Source organism: Bacillus sp. AY2-1 (genome assembly GCF_008368965.1).
Classification (GTDB): Bacteria; Bacillota; Bacilli; order Bacillales; family Bacillaceae_G; genus Bacillus_A; species Bacillus_A thuringiensis_S.
The window spans coordinates 45,237-60,938 of the sequence record NZ_QPEL01000069.1; the positions used below are offsets into that span (position 1 = coordinate 45,237).

Sequence of the window (15,702 nt, forward strand, 5' to 3'; positions counted from 1 at the left end):
CCTAAAACTTCTTTTTTCTATTTTGATTCTGGTTTAATACCTAAATGCATCGCTGCTACCCCAAAAGTAAATGGTTTTACTTGCACACGTTCAAGTCCAGCTTGCTCAAACATTTGAGCCAGTTCTTTCATCCCTGGGAACGTACTAGCAGATTCTTGAAGCCATGAATATTCTTTATAACTTTTCGCAAACATCTTTCCAAATAACGGCATGATATATTTAAAGTATAAAATATACCCTTGTCGAAAACCAATCATTGTTGGTTGAGATGTTTCTAAACAGATTACTTTTCCACCTGGTTTTACTACACGTGTCATTTCTTTTAATACGTGCATATAATCCGGTACGTTACGTAAACCAAACCCAATCGTCACATAATCAAACGTATTATCTTCAAATGGAAGTTCCATTGCATTCCCATGTAGAAGTTCTACTTGTTTTAATTGTAACGCCTCTACCTTTTGCTTACCGACAGATAACATATTTTCACTGAAGTCTAAGCCAACAACCTTTCCTTGTTCACCTACCGCTCCAGCTAGCGCAATTGTCCAATCTGCGGTTCCACAGCATACATCAAGCGCTTGACTGCCTGGTTGTACATCCATAATTCGCATCGTTTCTTTACGCCACGCTTTATGTCTTTGAAAACTAATTACAGAATTCATCACATCGTATTTATCAGAAATCTTTTCAAATACGTCATGTACTCTTTCTTCTTTTGATTGTTGCATGCTCGTACCTTCTTCCAATGTAAAATTGCTTATGTCTTCTATTTATCCCTTAACACAGAATTTATTTCATTAATGTCTATGTGATTTTCTAAAAATTGTTTTTCTTTCTTTCTCAATTCCATCATCCAACTATTAATCACTACTTCTGCTTTATCCCCTAAAGCATCTTGCATCGCTTGAAAAACAGGTGAATGTTGTTTATCAGCATACAATTGAATTTCTTTTTGAAGACGATTTCCACCTAATACGTATGTGATAAATGGCTTCCAATGTGATAAATGAAAATGATCACATGTTTTTTGAAGGAGCGCAGACTCAATCGTTACTACGCTTTTCATTATGTCATCCGTCGTTTCATGCGCTTTTTGGTATAACATAATTTTGTGTTCATTTATCTCTTTAATTCCTTCAGCAAGTGCACGAATTAAAACAATATCACGATTCATAGACAATAAATAATAATATAGTCCACTATAGTAATCGCCTGCAAGTACTGTTAATTGACGACATTTATGCGATTCAATCGCTTCCTCGCCTGCTTTATTTGATACCTTTTCATGCGTATCAAGCGCAATTTGCACAAGCATAATCGTTACTACGTAATGCTCAATTTGTTCTATATGTAAGTTTGCACTCTTTAAAGCACCATATAACAATGCTATCTTTTCTTCATCAATAAATGGTTCTTCAATATAGTTTATAAAATAAGGATGGCGTAATTTCTCCATCAATTTCTCTTTTATACCCGCATACCCTCCGTAGATGTCACACACAAAAAATCACCCTTGTTTTCTAATTCATAAAACTTATTATAACACATACACTCTATTTTCTATAACCAAAACTTGGCTACACCTACCATTCATGTAAGCAATTTTTCTAATCTCACTCTGTCTAGCTAAAACTATATCATTTATTTACTAAAAAAAAAAAGAAAAGCAGTTTCCCGCTTTTCTTTACTTCGTTTTAATAAACGATAAAATTTCACTGCGCGCTGCAGCATCATTTTCAAGCACACCACGCACTGCTGTCGTTACTGTTTTCGCACCTGGTTTTTTCACACCACGCATCGTCATACACATATGTTCTGCTTCTACTACTACCATTACACCATGAGGCTCTAATACTTCCATAATAGAGTTCGCTACTGTTGATGTAATACGTTCTTGCAGTTGTGGACGACGTGCAATTGTATCTACAGTACGAGCTAATTTACTTAACCCTGTCACCTTTCCACCTTGCGGAATATATGCAACGTGAGCAACTCCATAGAATGGAACTAAATGATGCTCACACATCGAATAAAATGGTATATCTTTTACTAGTACAAGCTCTTCGTGATCTTCTCCGAATACTTTATGCAAATGCTCTTTCGGATCTTCATGCATACCTGAGAACACTTCTGCGTACATTTTTGCAACACGTTTTGGTGTATCAAGTACTCCCTCACGATTTGGATCATCCCCAATCGCCTCTAAAATAAGGCGTACTGCATGTTCAATTTGTTCTAAATTAACTTTTGCCATCCGCTAGCCCTCCCGAAAACCTAAAAGTGATACGAACACATTCTAGCATATTTATGTTTTTAAAAGCAAAAAGAAGAGTTCCCAAAAAGGAAACTCTTCTTCCCTGTTAATATGTAAGGATTATTTAACCGCATCTTTTAACGCTTTACCAGGTTTGAATGCAGGTACTTTACTTGCAGCGATTTCAATCTCCTCACCTGTTTGTGGGTTACGACCTTTACGAGCCGCACGCTCACGAACTTCGAAGTTACCGAATCCGATCAGTTGTACTTTATCACCTTGTTTTAAAGCTTCTAAGATAGAATCAAAAACAGCGTCTACTGCTTTTGTTGCGTCCTTTTTAGAAAGGGAACTTGCTTCTGCAACAGCATTGATTAAATCTGTCTTGTTCATGCCATTCACCTCCTCCCAAAGATAAGACTGTATAATGATCATAAAATGAGTCTTACTTTCATTTGTAGGCAATTTTTACAAATTCTATACTACAAAGATGTAGATAAATCATTATCAACGCCTATATTATACGATTCTCCTTTATAATTCAATATTTTTAAGGAAATTGTTACTGTGAAAATGTGAAAATCTGATGAAACTTGACAATTTACAACAATGTATTAGATAATGACTGTTTATTTTTCTATTTTATAATCAAAAAAAAACAAAAAATCCCTCTACAATGAGAGGGATTTTTCTTATAGTATAATCGCAATTAATCCGCCAGATCCTTCATTAATAATTCTTTCTAGCGTTTCTTTTAATTTATATCTAGCGTTTTCTGGCATTAAGGATAATTTCGCTTGAATTCCTTCTCGAACAATTGAGCTAAGCGAACGTCCAAATATATCAGAATTCCAAATTGATAACGGGTCATCTTCAAAATCTTGCATTAAATAACGAACTAATTCTTCACTTTGCTTTTCAGTACCAATGATCGGTTCAAACGTTGACTCTACATCTACTTTAATCATATGAATGGATGGCGCTACCGCTTTTAACTTCACACCAAACCTTGAACCGTGACGAATAATTTCTGGCTCATCTAAGCTCATATCTGCTAGCGCAGGCGCTGCTACACCATATCCTGTTTGTTTAACCATACGCAGTGCGTCTGCGACTTGGTCGTATTCTGTTTTCGCATGAGATAAATCGAGCATAAGCTTCAATAAATGATCTTTCCCCCGAATTTCTACCCCTACTACTTCTTTTAAAATCTGATCATATAATTCATCTGGCGCATATAAATCAATCTCCGCCACACCTTGCCCCATATCAATGCCAGCTAAGCTCGCTCGATCAATAAATTCATATTGACTAAACTGCCAAACAACCCGATCCACATCACGAAGACGTTTTATATCCTTCACAGTTTCTTGAACTGCTTCTTGATAACTTTGACGCAACCAATGCCCTTCATTTAGCACCATTACCCAGCTCGGAAGGTTCACATTCACTTCTAATACAGGGAATTCAAATAGCGCTTCACGAAGTACATTATATACATCTGTTTCTCTTAAACTCTCCACACTCATTGCAATAACCGGGATATCATATTCTTCTGATAAACTTTGGCGTAATTGCTCTGTATCTGGATGATACGGCTGTACCGTATTAATTATCATAATGAAAGGTTTTCCTACTTCTTTCAATTCATTTACAACGCGTTCTTCTGCCTCTATATAATCTCTTCTTGGAATTTCACCAATTGTTCCATCTGTTGTAATTACAACACCAATTGTTGAATGTTCTTGAATTACTTTACGCGTGCCGATTTCTGCAGCTTCATGGAATGGAATAGGTTCTTCATACCAAGGGGTATTAATCATGCGCGGGCCATTCTCATCTTCATAGCCCTTCGCTCCTGGAACCGTATATCCAACACAATCTACTAATCGAATATTCACTTCAAGTCCTTCATCTACTTCGATAGAAACCGCTTGGTTTGGAACAAACTTCGGTTCCGTCGTCATAATTGTACGACCAGCAGCACTTTGAGGCAATTCATCCTGCGCTCTTTGACGGTCAGACTCATTCTCAATATTTGGAATAACTACAAGTTCCATAAATTTTTTAATGAATGTTGATTTCCCTGTTCGAACAGCTCCTACAACTCCAAAATAAATATCACCGCCTGTTCGTTCTGCAATATCTTTAAAAATATCTACCTTTTCCAAGTGATTCCCTCCCTCAAAATTTTTGGGAATAATTCCGCGTTTATAGTCAACTAATACCTTCTCTAACGTTGCCTATAATATCTGATATAATATAATGGTATTCTAGAAGTTCGGACAATATATCATATAATTTTGTCCAATTTCATATGACTATTAAAAAATATCTTTTGTTTGCATCGTAAGTTGTATAACATAAAAAACCTTTCTTCTAGAACTTATTCACTAAAAGAAAGGTTCATGACTTATGATTTTAAAAAAATTGGTTCTCCGTCCTTTACTGTGTACGGTAAAGAATAAGCTGGTACAAACGGGGAACCTTTCGAAAGTATATTTCGAATATCTTCTCCCTCCGTAAACTGCCCTTCATTTTTTTTCAAAGCGTCATATAAGTCGATTCTATAATCAACAAAAACTTCTCCTTTTTCATTAATTACAAAAGGAAGTCCTTTACCAGAATATGGACTTGTCACTTGTGGCACATCTTTATATCCTAGTTTTTTAAAATCCAATTCATATACACCATCTGAAATTACTTTTTTAAAAGGTGGATATTGATGTTCATCACGATACATCCTAAGCTTTAAAGATAGTTCCTGAATTTGTTCAGCCATCCTAACATCAATTAACTTTACTGTTGGATTTGTTTCAACGTCTATTAATACGTATTGATATACTCCTCCACTTTCATATGCATTCCCTGGTGCTTCTTGTATGTAACGCGGGGCAATCTGTTGAAAGTCGATTGGATACTTTTGATAAATAGGTGTACTCATATCCCTCGTCTTAATTGGCAATATCCCATCATTTTGCTCCTTAAATGTCACAACAGCTTTTTGAACAACCTGTAGCTGATCTTCATAAGGAACCGCATTTTGCTTCATATTTTCTTTCGGATACAGACACCCCGTTAAAAGGCTCATACAACAAAATATTAAAATAATATGGACTTTTTTCACTAGCATCACCTTTTCATACTAATATAACTTGCTCCGTATGTAGTATTTTCGAGACCATTCCATTTACTGCTGTACAGGTCCACTAAATACAACAAGAAAAATAACAATTCCTGACACAACCATAAGGGTGTACGCTACTAACGCTGTAATCCCTTTCAAAAATTTATTCTGTATTTTATGTCTACTTAATAAAATAAAACTTACTGCAAAAAACATAAATCCAATTGCCCCTAAAGCCAACCACATTTTCATAAGCCCTTCTGACATATACACACCCCTTTTTATTAATCTATTTTTATACTATTTTAACAAATTAAAATCTTTAAACAAATACAAAAAGAACATTTTACTACAAATTACGAATATGTAACTTTAATCAATAGGTTTTTCAGCATTTTCCACTAATCTAGATAAAAATAAAACCGAAGCGATTGTATCTCTCGCTTCGGTTGACCAAATATGCCCAAAAACAGCTCTATTCCCATTCTTTCATGGCTATCATATGCAATCTACAAACTCTTTGTTTCTCATAATTTATTTTTTAAACATTTTGCTTAACGAGCCAAAATCTGCTGGCATATTATTATTAATAATCGCTTTTACAATTTGATCCTCTTGCTCTTTCGGCACTTCACGTCCCGCCATAAGAGCCACTTGATGAATTAATTGACGAAGTACAGTTTCATCACGTAAATTCGCATTTTGCACGGATGACGCTAATTTAAAAATATCCTCTTTATTTACTTTCGCTTCCTTCTCAATATTATTAAAAATGTTATTATCCATTCTTTTCACCCTCTCCTCAAGTTACTCTTCATCCTATGCAAAAATAAAAAAATGGTGAAAAGACCCATAAAATAAAAAAGCGACAGAAGTACAAATGTACTTCTGTCGCTTTTCTTTACAGTAAGTCAGGTATAGCTTCCACTTCATGTTTTCGAACACGTCCCATCAATGAGCCTACCGCATCTTTTACGTTATTCCCATTGAACAGCACGTCATATAAAGCAGCTGTAATCGGCATTTCAACTTCCATTTTCTCTGCCAATTCATGAGCAGCTTTCGTTGTTCTTACACCTTCTACAACCATACCCATGCTTTCTAACACTTCTTCTAAAGAATGTCCTTTTCCAAGCATATTTCCAGCGCGCCAATTTCGGCTATGAACACTTGTACAAGTTACAATTAAGTCTCCCATACCGGTTAGACCAGCAAACGTTAACGGATTCCCGCCCATTTTTCTTCCTAAACGAGCAATCTCTGTTAAACCACGTGTCATCAATGCCGCTTTTGCATTATCACCTAATCCAAGACCATCAGTTATACCAGCAGCTAATGCGATAATATTTTTTAACGCACCACCAAGTTCAACTCCAACGATATCTGGATTTGTGTATACACGGAAATAACTATTCATAAATAAATCTTGTACTTCCTCAGCCGCTTCCATACGCTTTGCTGCAGACGTAACTGTTGTCGCTTGTCGTAAACCAACTTCTTCAGCATGACTCGGTCCAGACAATACAACAACATCTTTAATTAAGTTCTCTGGAATTTCTTCCTCGATCACTTCCGAAATACGTTTTGACGTACCAGGTTCAATCCCTTTACTCGCATGAATCCAAGTAATCGGTTCTGTAACAATTTCTTTCATCTCTTGTAATACATCTCTGTACGCTTTCGTCGGTACTACTAGCAGTACTGTATTTACATCTACTAATGCTTCTTCTAAAGAAGAGTAGGCTACGATTGTGCTTGGCAATGTAATGCCTGGGAGATATCGACTATTCTCATGTTTCGTATTCATTTCATCCATAAGTTCTGAGCGATTTCCCCAAATACGTACATCATGTCCATTGTCAGCTAATACCATCGCTAACGCTGTTCCCCAGCTACCTGCTCCTACTACTGTGATTTTTGTCATAAAATCACATCCTCTCCATTAGTCTCTTGCTCGAGCAATAATGTGAATCGGCGTTCCTACAAAACCGAACGCTTCACGTAAACGATTCTTTAAGAAGCGCTCATATGAAAAGTGCATTAATTCTGTATCGTTTACAAACACAACAAATGTCGGTGGTTTTACCGCAACCTGTGTCGCATAGAAGATTTTCAGACGGCTACCATTATGAGTCGGTGTTGGATTCATCGCTACCGCATCCATAATTACATCGTTTAATACGTTTGTTTGTACACGGATACTATGGCTTTCATTTACCTCATTGATAACCGGTAATAACGTTTGTGTACGTTTTTTCGTTTTTGCAGATAAGAATACAATCGGTGCATAATCCAAGAATTGGAAATGAGCACGAATATTTTCTTCAAATGCTTTCATTGTTTTTTCATCTTTTTTCACTGCATCCCATTTGTTTACAACGATAATAACAGCTCGTCCTGAATCATGAGCATATCCAGCGATTTTTTTATCTTGCTCAATAATTCCTTCTTCTCCGTCTAAAACAACTAAAACAACGTCAGAACGTTCAATCGCTCTAAGTGCACGAAGTACACTATACTTTTCTGTACTTTCATATACTTTTCCTTTTTTACGCATACCAGCTGTATCAATGATTACATAATCTTGATCATCTTTACTATATGGTGTATCGACAGCATCACGCGTCGTTCCTGCGATATTACTTACAATTACACGTTCTTGACCAAGAAGTGCATTTACAAGCGATGATTTCCCTACATTTGGACGTCCAATTAAAGAGAAACGGATTGTTTCATCGTCATACGCCTCTTCTTCAATCTTTGGAAAATGATTTGCAGCTTCATCTAACAAATCACCAAGTCCTAAACCGTGTGTACCTGAAATCGGGAATGGCTCGCCAAATCCTAATGAATAAAAATCATAAATATCACTACGCATTTCTGGATTATCAACCTTATTTACCGCAAGTACAATTGGTTTTTTAGAACGATACAAAATTTTAGCAACTTCTTCATCCGCTGCAGTTACACCATCGCGACCATTCGTCATAAAAATGATAACATCTGCTTCATCAATCGCAACTTCCGCCTGTTGACGAATTTGTGTCAAGAACGGCTCGTCTCCAATATCAATTCCACCTGTATCAATAATGTTAAACTCATGATTTAACCATTCTCCCGCACTATAAATACGGTCTCGAGTTATACCTGGGATATCTTCTACGATTGAAACTCTTTCTCCAACTATTCTATTGAAAATAGTAGATTTTCCTACGTTCGGGCGGCCTACTATTGCTATTACTGGTTTCGGCATATACTTTCATCCTTTCAACTTGCTTCTGTTTATTATGTAAAAAACCCTTCTTTGTGCAAGAAGGGATTTGCATTCCAGAATATTTCTCAACGTATCAAAACACCTCACATTATAACACACGTTCCTAATGTTTCACAATAATATATACATTCTCTTGTAAGCGATGCGCAATACCATCTAAAATTGCCTCTAAATTATTTGCAACAAATTCTAGTTCCTCCATCGACTCACAAACAAATAAAGGAGCACCACCTGCAAATTTTTCTGGCGCTGTTGTAATAACTGCCAGGATAACGCTTTCTAACATCATCTCTTATCTCCCCTTCCTTTCGGGGCTTCCGATGACATATGGACGGCACTTTCTAACGTTGGTACATTTCCTATAACACTTATCGCTTTCTCTGCATCTTGATCTTGCGGTAAGACAAAAATTCCAACCCTACCATCCTCTAAATCACGCTTTGCTAACGGTACAAGCGCTGGTGTACCAGAATCTCTATAAATCCCTAGCGCCACCGAAACATCGTGTAAAACAGCTTGCCGTTGCCCTAAATTTGAGATTGTCACCATCGCATCAATTGATTTCGGTTTTAAAATAAACCCCATGCCATATTTCATAATCTCTTCTTGCCTCGCCGGCAATCCAATATTCATAATATAAATATTATCAATATACAGTCCTGCCCCTTCAAAACGAAGGGGCACGTGCTCAATTTCAACAAGATCATGTAGCCTTTTTCCAGACATTAATTTTTTCGCAATAAAAAATGCGATTATAGCCATAATTACTCCCGCAATCCATGAACGGAACCCTATATACGCAAATGTCGTTGCAAACGACGTTAACATCGCCAAATAGTTGCGACTTTCAAAAACCAATGCAATTCCTTCAATATATGTATTTCCACGCGGTACGAGCTCATATCCATCTAATTGTTGAAGCGTGTTTCTTTCCATATTACGTACATCACGAAATTGTGTTGCCGCTAACGTAAGAAATGTAATGGCAGAAAAATCTTTTTTCAAAATAGACGGGATTGCAATCGCTCCTAAAGCAGCTGCAATTAACCCCATTGCAATATGAATAATTTTCCCATGCAGCCTCGTCGGATATTGCCGCGTATCCGTCCGAAGCATTAACACTCTTGTAACTGTCCCCGCTATTACGCCGCATAAAATGGCTGATGTATATTCAGTCATGCATTACCCTCGCCTTTCTTTTACGTGTTTTTCTCTTAAACTGTTCCATGTATACTGATGCTTTTGCAATCCAAAACAATACTGCCATGAATAATGTAGAAACGGCGACGATATCAAAAAATGCTAAACTACCGTAATCATATGGAAAATTCAATTTCCGAAAAATAAATGTCACTAGCAACTCTCCTTGTAACATCCCTACATATAGGGAACATAATCGTAATATGCGATCCCCATGCAATAACACCGATGCATACACAAGAGCACTACTTAGCAGAAACACTCTATCCACCACAATCCAAATCGGATCATATATTTCTAACAAATGAAAACTTGTATATAACATTGCAATAATAAGTGCCGAAAGTAAGCTATATAATTTTTTCCAAACAGAATATAGCGTAATTCCTATAAAAGAAATAATACAAAGTAGAAGAGCATTTACTGATACCACGAATGAGGCAATCGTTACATGTAACGGAGAGCAAATTATAAAAATCATTATACAAGCGCCTAACTTCCACCGAATAGGGTCCTTTTTCATAAAAAAGGTTACGATGATCCACCCTATCCAAGCTACAAAATAAAAAGTACTTCCATCCATCAACTTCACCTCCTATGTTTTCCATTATGGGAACTTTTTATGAAAGTTAATCCACTTTATTTACGCATAGTTTTTTCTTATAACAGCAACACTTTTAACAAGGAGGTGTTATTTATTATGGGTAAAGATCGCCAAGAACGAAAACTACGAGAATCACGCCGCGTTGAATCTGATCGTAATCAATCACTACAATATCCAGGTGCAACTGGACTTGATACACCAGAGCAGGCTCGAAAACAAAACCAGCACTAATTAATACAAAAAGACGGTTTCGATGTTGTACGAAACCGTCTTTTGCATAATCATTTTAATGATTTTTATTTATATTGAAATAATATTTTGTGTACTATATCCTCCTATCACTTCTTTTACCCCCACCTATTTCCCTTATAAAAGCAAGTCCTCTCAAAAATCCAGTAACTAATCATCTTCATTTTTTAACCTTTTTTCAATTACAATTTTTATAAAATACCAATTCCATTCTCCACTTTATATTACGAGAAAGAAAAGAAAACAAAAAATCAACCGAACGGTTGATTTTTTATCTCCTACTATAATGCGCAGTATCAATACCACGCTGCATTAACCAATGATATGTTTCACCTTTTACAACAAGAGGTACAGATTGCAACTCTTCTATCGTCTTCGCACCAAGAGCTGTCATAATAAATTTCAAATCTGTATGTAGAAGCTCAATTTCATCCACTAATTTCTCGATACCATCTTGCATTAAAATACGTAAAAAGTAACCAGCAAACGCAGTTGTATTCGCCCCTAATGCGATTGCTTTCGCTACGTCAAGCGCTGTCTGTATACCCCCTGATGCAATAAAAGAGAGGTTATTATTTGTAGAGGTTGCTTCAATAATCGAGGTTGCTGTTTGTATGCCCCAGTTATTAAAATAAGAAAGCATTCGCTGTCTTCTTTCATTTTCAACAGCAGCAAAATTCGTACCACCTTGCCCACCAATATCAATTGCCGTTACACCTACGTTCGCTAACTGTTGCATTGTTTCCTTACTCATCCCAAATCCAACTTCTTTTACAATGACAGGAACTTTACTATTTAAAACAATTTTCTCAATACGCTGAAGTACGCCAGTAAAATCACGGTCTCCTTCTGGCATTGTTAACTCTTGTATGACATTTAAATGAATTTGCAATGCATTCGCTTCAATCATATCAACGGCACGCTCTGCCTGCTCGATAGTTGCCTCACTACCTAAATTAGCAAAGAAAATACCATTTGGGTTTACCTTTCTGATCACCTTATAAGAAGCAGCCTCACTTTCATCTTTTAACGCCGCCATTTGCGAACCTACAGCCATAGCAAGGTTATGTTGTTTCGCTACATATGCTAATTGCTCATTGATATGTAACGTTTTCTCTCCTCCACCACCAGTCATCGCATTGATAAAAATCGGCGAACTTAGTGAAAGTTCGCCGATTTTTGTTTCACATGTTATTGTGTCATAATTTGAATTTGGCAAGCTTTGATGCACAAAATCAATATCATGAAAGCCATGCGTACGAGACTGACCAGTAGAAAGAGCGTATTCAATATGATCTAATTTACGTTTTGCCCTTACCACTTGTACCCCTCATTATTTCTTTAATTTTTTCAGTTGTTCACCAATAATATCACTTAATTGGAAAGTAGCAGAATCAGCATTTGGCTCATACTGACTATAATCTTCAATTACATTATTTTCCTCAAGCGCTTCTTTTATACTTAAAGAAATACGTTTCTCTGCTGCGTGAACTTCAAGTACTTTCACTTTTACTTCTTGTCCCATTTCCAATACTTCATTCGGATTTTTCACGTGACGATTTGCAATTTGAGATACGTGTACAAGTCCTTCAACGCCAGGTAAAATCTCAACGAATGCACCAAATGTAACAAGGCGTTTTACTACGCCCTCACGAATATCTCCAGCTTTTATTTCGCCAGCAACGTTTTCCCAAGGTCCTGGTTGAGCTGCTTTAATCGATAAAGAAATACGTTGTGTATCAGCATCAACAGATAACACCTTTACCTTAACCTTTTGACCTTGCTCTAAAACTTCAGAAGGTTGCTCTACACGTTCGTGTGAAATTTGTGAAATGTGAACTAAACCGTCCACGCCACCAACGTTAACGAAAGCACCAAAGTCAGTTAATCGTTGCACTGTTCCTTCAACAACGTCCCCTTCTTTTAATGAAGAAATTGCTTCTTTTTTCTTAGAATCTAGTTCTAATTCTACTACCGCTTTATGCGAAAGGATTACACGATTTTTTTCACGGTCTAATTCAACAATTTTCACCGCTAACGTTTTACCTTTATAGTCAGTAAAGTCTTCTACATAATGTACTTCTACAAGTGAAGCTGGGATAAAACCGCGAACCCCAAGATCCACAACTAATCCGCCATTCACAATATCTTTTACAGTAACATCAAACACATGACCAGAAGTAAATTTCTCTTGTAATTCTACCCATGCTTTTTCTGCATCAACAGCACGTTTAGACAAGACAAGATCATCTTCTTCTAATTTAATAATTTTCAACTCTAGTGTTTGATCTAATTCTACAACATCGCTTGCTTTTTCAATATGAACGTTAGCTAATTCACTAATTGGAATTACGCCATCTGTTTTGTATCCAACATTTACAAGCACTTGTTTCTCTTCAACTTTCGTTACAGAACCTGTAACAACGTCACCAACTTGTAATTCTTTTGAATCCATAACTTCTTCATTCATTTTCTCTACCATGGAAATACCTCCCTACAGAATTGACAAAGCATTTTTTATGTATATACGAAATGAAAACAAAGTTTTCATTTGCATGTTTAAGAATTTCTCATCACATACTTTTTTCAATACCATTCATAAGAAAATATATTAAACCTATATAAATAGTATACAGCAAAACCAGCTTGAAAAAAGTATGTTTTGAAATATAATAGCGAATATATTCTGACAGTTTTATTCCTCTTTAACTAACTTCTTACAAATCAGCTCATTTGTCAAGGAAAGAGACTCACAATTCACGTATCCTTTACATTTCTATTTAAACAAAAAAGAAAGGGGATCATCCCCTTTCTTTATTTCGCAAACACTCCTGAAACAATACTCATAATTTTTTGGACAACTTCTTCAATTGATAAAGAAGTCGTATCTAATTCCAATGCATCATCAGCCTTTTTTAGTGGAGAAACTTCGCGTTCTGAATCTAATTTATCACGCTGAGCAATTTCTTCTTTTAGCTGCTCTAAATTAGAATCGAAACCTTTATTTAAATTTTCTAAATGTCTTCTTTCCGCTCTTTCTTCAACAGAAGCAAGCATAAAGATTTTCACTTCAGCATCCGGTAATACATGTGTACCAATATCACGGCCGTCCATTACAACGCCGCCTTTTTTCGCTAAATCTTGCTGACGGCGTACCATTTCTTCACGAACAAGGCGATGCTTTGCTACAATAGATACTCGATTCGTCACATCAGGTGTACGAATTACTTCAGAAACATCTTGTCCATTTAAAAATACAAGCTGTGTATTTTCTCCTTGCTGAAATTCAATATTTACATTCCTTACAACTTCCATTAACTGCTCTTCATTTTCAATATCTACTTTTTGTTCAAGGGCTGCATATGTAAGCGTACGGTACATTGCGCCTGTATCAATATAAACGTAAGAAAGTTCCTTCGCAACAACTTTTGCCACTGTACTTTTACCAGCAGCTGCTGGACCATCTATAGCAATTGAAATTCGTTTATCCATTGTAACACCTCATTTTTTCACTTATAAAACAAAACGAAAAGCAGGTGTTCACCCTGCTTCTTCTCATTTGCTTCACGTCATTAAATCCTCAATTATTGTAGCATAATCCTTCATAGAAGAAAATGAAAACTACCTATTCACCTGTAAGATTTCCGCTTTGTCTTTTACCATGACACCTTCATAATAAACAATTTTAGATAAATATTTCACTGATGACTTATGTATAAATAACAATTGCACAACAGAAAGACAAATAAATTGTATTATTAATATACGAATAAAAATTCTCTCCATCTTTTCCACCGTAATTGCTCCCTCCTATACTATATTTACACATCTCGTTTCGTAATTTTATACATCGTACATATAGCAGTTAATTTTATTGTCATTTGCGAGGCATACTTTTATACATTTCCATTGTCGAATTTACTAAAAACATGTTATGTTCTAAATGTATTTTTTACTTGAAAGGGGTATAAGAATTGAAAAGAATCCTAGTTTTACACACAGGTGGAACAATTGCAATGGAGGAGGATAAAGAAACTGGAGTCGTACAACCAGGTGAAAAAAATCCTCTTTTAAAATTCATTCCTGATTTAGAAGGCGATGTTGATTTAATCGTTGAAGATGTGTTCCATTTACCATCTCCCCATATGACACCGAGCGAAATGTTACAATTACAAGTCATCATTGATGAAAGAGTAAAACAAGACAACATTCATGGCGTAGTCATTACGCATGGTACTGATACATTAGAAGAAACAGCCTATTTCTTAGATTTAACAGTACAAGCAACTATTCCGATCGTTGTGACAGGTGCAATGCGCTCTAGCAATGAATTAGGTGCTGACGGCCTATATAACTTCTTATCAGCTGTAAAGGTTGCTAGTTGTGATGAAGCTGCAGAAAAAGGTGTTTTAGTCGTATTAAATGACGAAATTCATTGCGCTACAAATGTAACGAAAACACATACAAGTAATGTAGCAACATTCCAAAGCCCACAATACGGACCAATTGGAATGGTAACAAAACGCGGCGTTGTCTTCCATCACGCTTTAGTACATCATGAAACATATACGATAAACACAGTGTCTAAAAATGTAGTTGTTCTAAAAGCATATGCTGGCATGGATGATACATTATTAGCAGCAATCGAAAATCTTCCTGTAGACGGTATTGTTATCGAAGCGCTCGGACAAGGTAATCTACCTCCAAGAACACTTCCTAGTCTAGAACGATTATTAAATAAAGGTATTCCTGTCGTATTAGTTTCTCGCTGTTTCAACGGTATCGTTCAAGACGTATATTCGTATGAAGGTGGCGGTAAACACTTAAAAGATATGGGCGTTGTATTCACATACGGCTTAAATGCACAAAAAGCACGTATTAAATTACTTGTCGCATTAGAGAATACAAATTCTCATGAATCCATTCAAAATATGTTTATGCACGAATAAAAATGATTATGTCACGAATAAAAAGGAGTTGTCGAGATTTTC

General features: G+C 36.2%; 19 protein-coding genes. 2 read left to right on the forward strand and 17 right to left on the reverse strand.

Features of this window, described 5'->3' with window-relative positions; genetic code table 11:
* Nucleotides 1-17: 17 nt before the first annotated feature.
* From menG to DN403_RS17210, 13 genes are all read right to left on the reverse strand, one after another.
* Nucleotides 18-731 (reverse strand): 2-heptaprenyl-1,4-naphthoquinone methyltransferase, encoded by a 714-nt coding sequence (gene menG / locus DN403_RS17150; protein WP_001187674.1) that lies wholly within the window; start codon nt 729-731, stop codon nt 18-20.
* Nucleotides 732-769: 38 nt separating this feature from the next.
* Entirely contained in the window at nt 770-1,504 is a 735-nt protein-coding gene (locus tag DN403_RS17155; RefSeq protein ID WP_000332840.1) for a heptaprenyl diphosphate synthase component 1, read from the reverse strand.
* Nucleotides 1,505-1,687: 183 nt separating this feature from the next.
* Nucleotides 1,688-2,257 (reverse strand): GTP cyclohydrolase I FolE, encoded by a 570-nt coding sequence (gene folE / locus DN403_RS17160; RefSeq protein WP_001151482.1) that lies wholly within the window; start codon nt 2,255-2,257, stop codon nt 1,688-1,690.
* A 120-nt stretch (nt 2,258-2,377) separates the two neighbouring features.
* A complete protein-coding gene (locus DN403_RS17165) occupies nt 2,378-2,650 on the reverse strand; it encodes an HU family DNA-binding protein (protein WP_001043860.1) in 273 nt (90 codons plus the stop codon).
* A gap of 299 nt (nt 2,651-2,949) precedes the next feature.
* Nucleotides 2,950-4,428 (reverse strand): stage IV sporulation protein A, encoded by a 1,479-nt coding sequence (gene spoIVA, locus DN403_RS17170; RefSeq protein ID WP_000416521.1) that lies wholly within the window; start codon nt 4,426-4,428, stop codon nt 2,950-2,952.
* A gap of 242 nt (nt 4,429-4,670) precedes the next feature.
* Nucleotides 4,671-5,384, reverse strand: a complete 714-nt coding sequence (locus tag DN403_RS17175; protein WP_000755479.1) for a hypothetical protein — start codon at nt 5,382-5,384, stop codon at nt 4,671-4,673.
* A 63-nt stretch (nt 5,385-5,447) separates the two neighbouring features.
* On the reverse strand, nt 5,448-5,651 hold the full coding sequence (locus tag DN403_RS17180) for a DUF2768 domain-containing protein (protein ID WP_001289006.1): 204 nt from the start codon (nt 5,649-5,651) through the stop codon (nt 5,448-5,450).
* 267 nt (nt 5,652-5,918) lie between these two features.
* On the reverse strand, nt 5,919-6,170 hold the full coding sequence (locus DN403_RS17185) for a stage VI sporulation protein F (protein WP_000369753.1): 252 nt from the start codon (nt 6,168-6,170) through the stop codon (nt 5,919-5,921).
* A 115-nt stretch (nt 6,171-6,285) separates the two neighbouring features.
* Nucleotides 6,286-7,308 carry an NAD(P)H-dependent glycerol-3-phosphate dehydrogenase gene (locus DN403_RS17190; RefSeq protein WP_000161783.1) on the reverse strand — a complete coding sequence of 341 codons (1,023 nt, stop codon included), beginning with the start codon at nt 7,306-7,308 and terminating at the stop codon, nt 6,286-6,288.
* An 18-nt stretch (nt 7,309-7,326) separates the two neighbouring features.
* Nucleotides 7,327-8,637 (reverse strand): ribosome biogenesis GTPase Der, encoded by a 1,311-nt coding sequence (der, locus tag DN403_RS17195; protein WP_001125890.1) that lies wholly within the window; start codon nt 8,635-8,637, stop codon nt 7,327-7,329.
* A gap of 124 nt (nt 8,638-8,761) precedes the next feature.
* Nucleotides 8,762-8,947 carry a capping complex subunit for YIEGIA gene (locus tag DN403_RS17200; protein ID WP_000979048.1) on the reverse strand — a complete coding sequence of 62 codons (186 nt, stop codon included), beginning with the start codon at nt 8,945-8,947 and terminating at the stop codon, nt 8,762-8,764.
* Complete coding sequence (locus DN403_RS17205) at nt 8,944-9,837, reverse strand: YIEGIA family protein (protein ID WP_000141605.1); 894 nt, start codon at nt 9,835-9,837, stop codon at nt 8,944-8,946. The genes DN403_RS17200 and DN403_RS17205 overlap by 4 nt, the downstream gene beginning before the upstream one ends.
* Nucleotides 9,830-10,441: a YphA family membrane protein gene (locus tag DN403_RS17210; protein WP_000349104.1), complete on the reverse strand. Its 612-nt coding sequence runs from the start codon at nt 10,439-10,441 to the stop codon at nt 9,830-9,832. The genes DN403_RS17205 and DN403_RS17210 overlap by 8 nt, the downstream gene beginning before the upstream one ends.
* 117 nt (nt 10,442-10,558) lie before the next feature.
* Here DN403_RS17210 and DN403_RS17215 point away from each other — a divergent pair, with 117 nt between their 5' ends.
* The gene (locus DN403_RS17215; protein ID WP_000513902.1) at nt 10,559-10,693 is read left to right on the forward strand and encodes a YpzI family protein; all 135 of its coding nucleotides are present in this window, start codon (nt 10,559-10,561) and stop codon (nt 10,691-10,693) included.
* 289 nt (nt 10,694-10,982) lie between these two features.
* On the opposite strand, the gene DN403_RS17220 is transcribed toward DN403_RS17215, so the two are convergent.
* The 4 genes from DN403_RS17220 to DN403_RS31210 all read right to left on the reverse strand — a co-directional run bounded on the left by DN403_RS17220 (nt 10,983) and on the right by DN403_RS31210 (nt 14,506).
* Entirely contained in the window at nt 10,983-12,032 is a 1,050-nt protein-coding gene (locus tag DN403_RS17220; RefSeq protein ID WP_000251041.1) for a type 2 isopentenyl-diphosphate Delta-isomerase, read from the reverse strand.
* 12 nt (nt 12,033-12,044) lie between these two features.
* Nucleotides 12,045-13,193 carry a 30S ribosomal protein S1 gene (rpsA, locus tag DN403_RS17225; RefSeq protein ID WP_000229557.1) on the reverse strand — a complete coding sequence of 383 codons (1,149 nt, stop codon included), beginning with the start codon at nt 13,191-13,193 and terminating at the stop codon, nt 12,045-12,047.
* 332 nt (nt 13,194-13,525) lie between these two features.
* Nucleotides 13,526-14,203 carry a (d)CMP kinase gene (cmk, locus tag DN403_RS17230; RefSeq protein ID WP_000361254.1) on the reverse strand — a complete coding sequence of 226 codons (678 nt, stop codon included), beginning with the start codon at nt 14,201-14,203 and terminating at the stop codon, nt 13,526-13,528.
* 129 nt (nt 14,204-14,332) lie between these two features.
* Nucleotides 14,333-14,506 carry a YpfB family protein gene (locus DN403_RS31210; RefSeq protein WP_000413849.1) on the reverse strand — a complete coding sequence of 58 codons (174 nt, stop codon included), beginning with the start codon at nt 14,504-14,506 and terminating at the stop codon, nt 14,333-14,335.
* 179 nt (nt 14,507-14,685) lie between these two features.
* On the opposite strand from DN403_RS31210, the gene ansA reads away from it, so the two are divergent.
* A complete protein-coding gene (gene ansA, locus DN403_RS17235) occupies nt 14,686-15,660 on the forward strand; it encodes an asparaginase (RefSeq protein WP_000822011.1) in 975 nt (324 codons plus the stop codon).
* The last annotated feature ends 42 nt before the right edge of the window (nt 15,661-15,702 follow it).

Bases quoted from the DNA above. Each gene is read 5' to 3' on its own strand.
- folE (WP_001151482.1), bottom strand. From the start codon at position 2,257: ATGGCAAAAGTTAATTTAGAACAAATTGAACATGCAGTACGCCTTATT.
- menG (WP_001187674.1), bottom strand. From the start codon at position 731: ATGCAACAATCAAAAGAAGAAAGAGTACATGACGTATTTGAAAAGATT.
- DN403_RS17210 (WP_000349104.1), bottom strand. From the start codon at position 10,441: ATGGATGGAAGTACTTTTTATTTTGTAGCTTGGATAGGGTGGATCATC.
- DN403_RS17165 (WP_001043860.1), bottom strand. From the start codon at position 2,650: ATGAACAAGACAGATTTAATCAATGCTGTTGCAGAAGCAAGTTCCCTT.
- DN403_RS17215 (WP_000513902.1), top strand. From the start codon at position 10,559: ATGGGTAAAGATCGCCAAGAACGAAAACTACGAGAATCACGCCGCGTT.
- DN403_RS17200 (WP_000979048.1), bottom strand. From the start codon at position 8,947: ATGATGTTAGAAAGCGTTATCCTGGCAGTTATTACAACAGCGCCAGAA.
- DN403_RS17205 (WP_000141605.1), bottom strand. From the start codon at position 9,837: ATGACTGAATATACATCAGCCATTTTATGCGGCGTAATAGCGGGGACA.
- rpsA (WP_000229557.1), bottom strand. From the start codon at position 13,193: ATGGTAGAGAAAATGAATGAAGAAGTTATGGATTCAAAAGAATTACAA.
- der (WP_001125890.1), bottom strand. From the start codon at position 8,637: ATGCCGAAACCAGTAATAGCAATAGTAGGCCGCCCGAACGTAGGAAAA.
- cmk (WP_000361254.1), bottom strand. From the start codon at position 14,203: ATGGATAAACGAATTTCAATTGCTATAGATGGTCCAGCAGCTGCTGGT.
- DN403_RS17180 (WP_001289006.1), bottom strand. From the start codon at position 5,651: ATGTCAGAAGGGCTTATGAAAATGTGGTTGGCTTTAGGGGCAATTGGA.
- DN403_RS17185 (WP_000369753.1), bottom strand. From the start codon at position 6,170: ATGGATAATAACATTTTTAATAATATTGAGAAGGAAGCGAAAGTAAAT.
- DN403_RS17190 (WP_000161783.1), bottom strand. From the start codon at position 7,308: ATGACAAAAATCACAGTAGTAGGAGCAGGTAGCTGGGGAACAGCGTTA.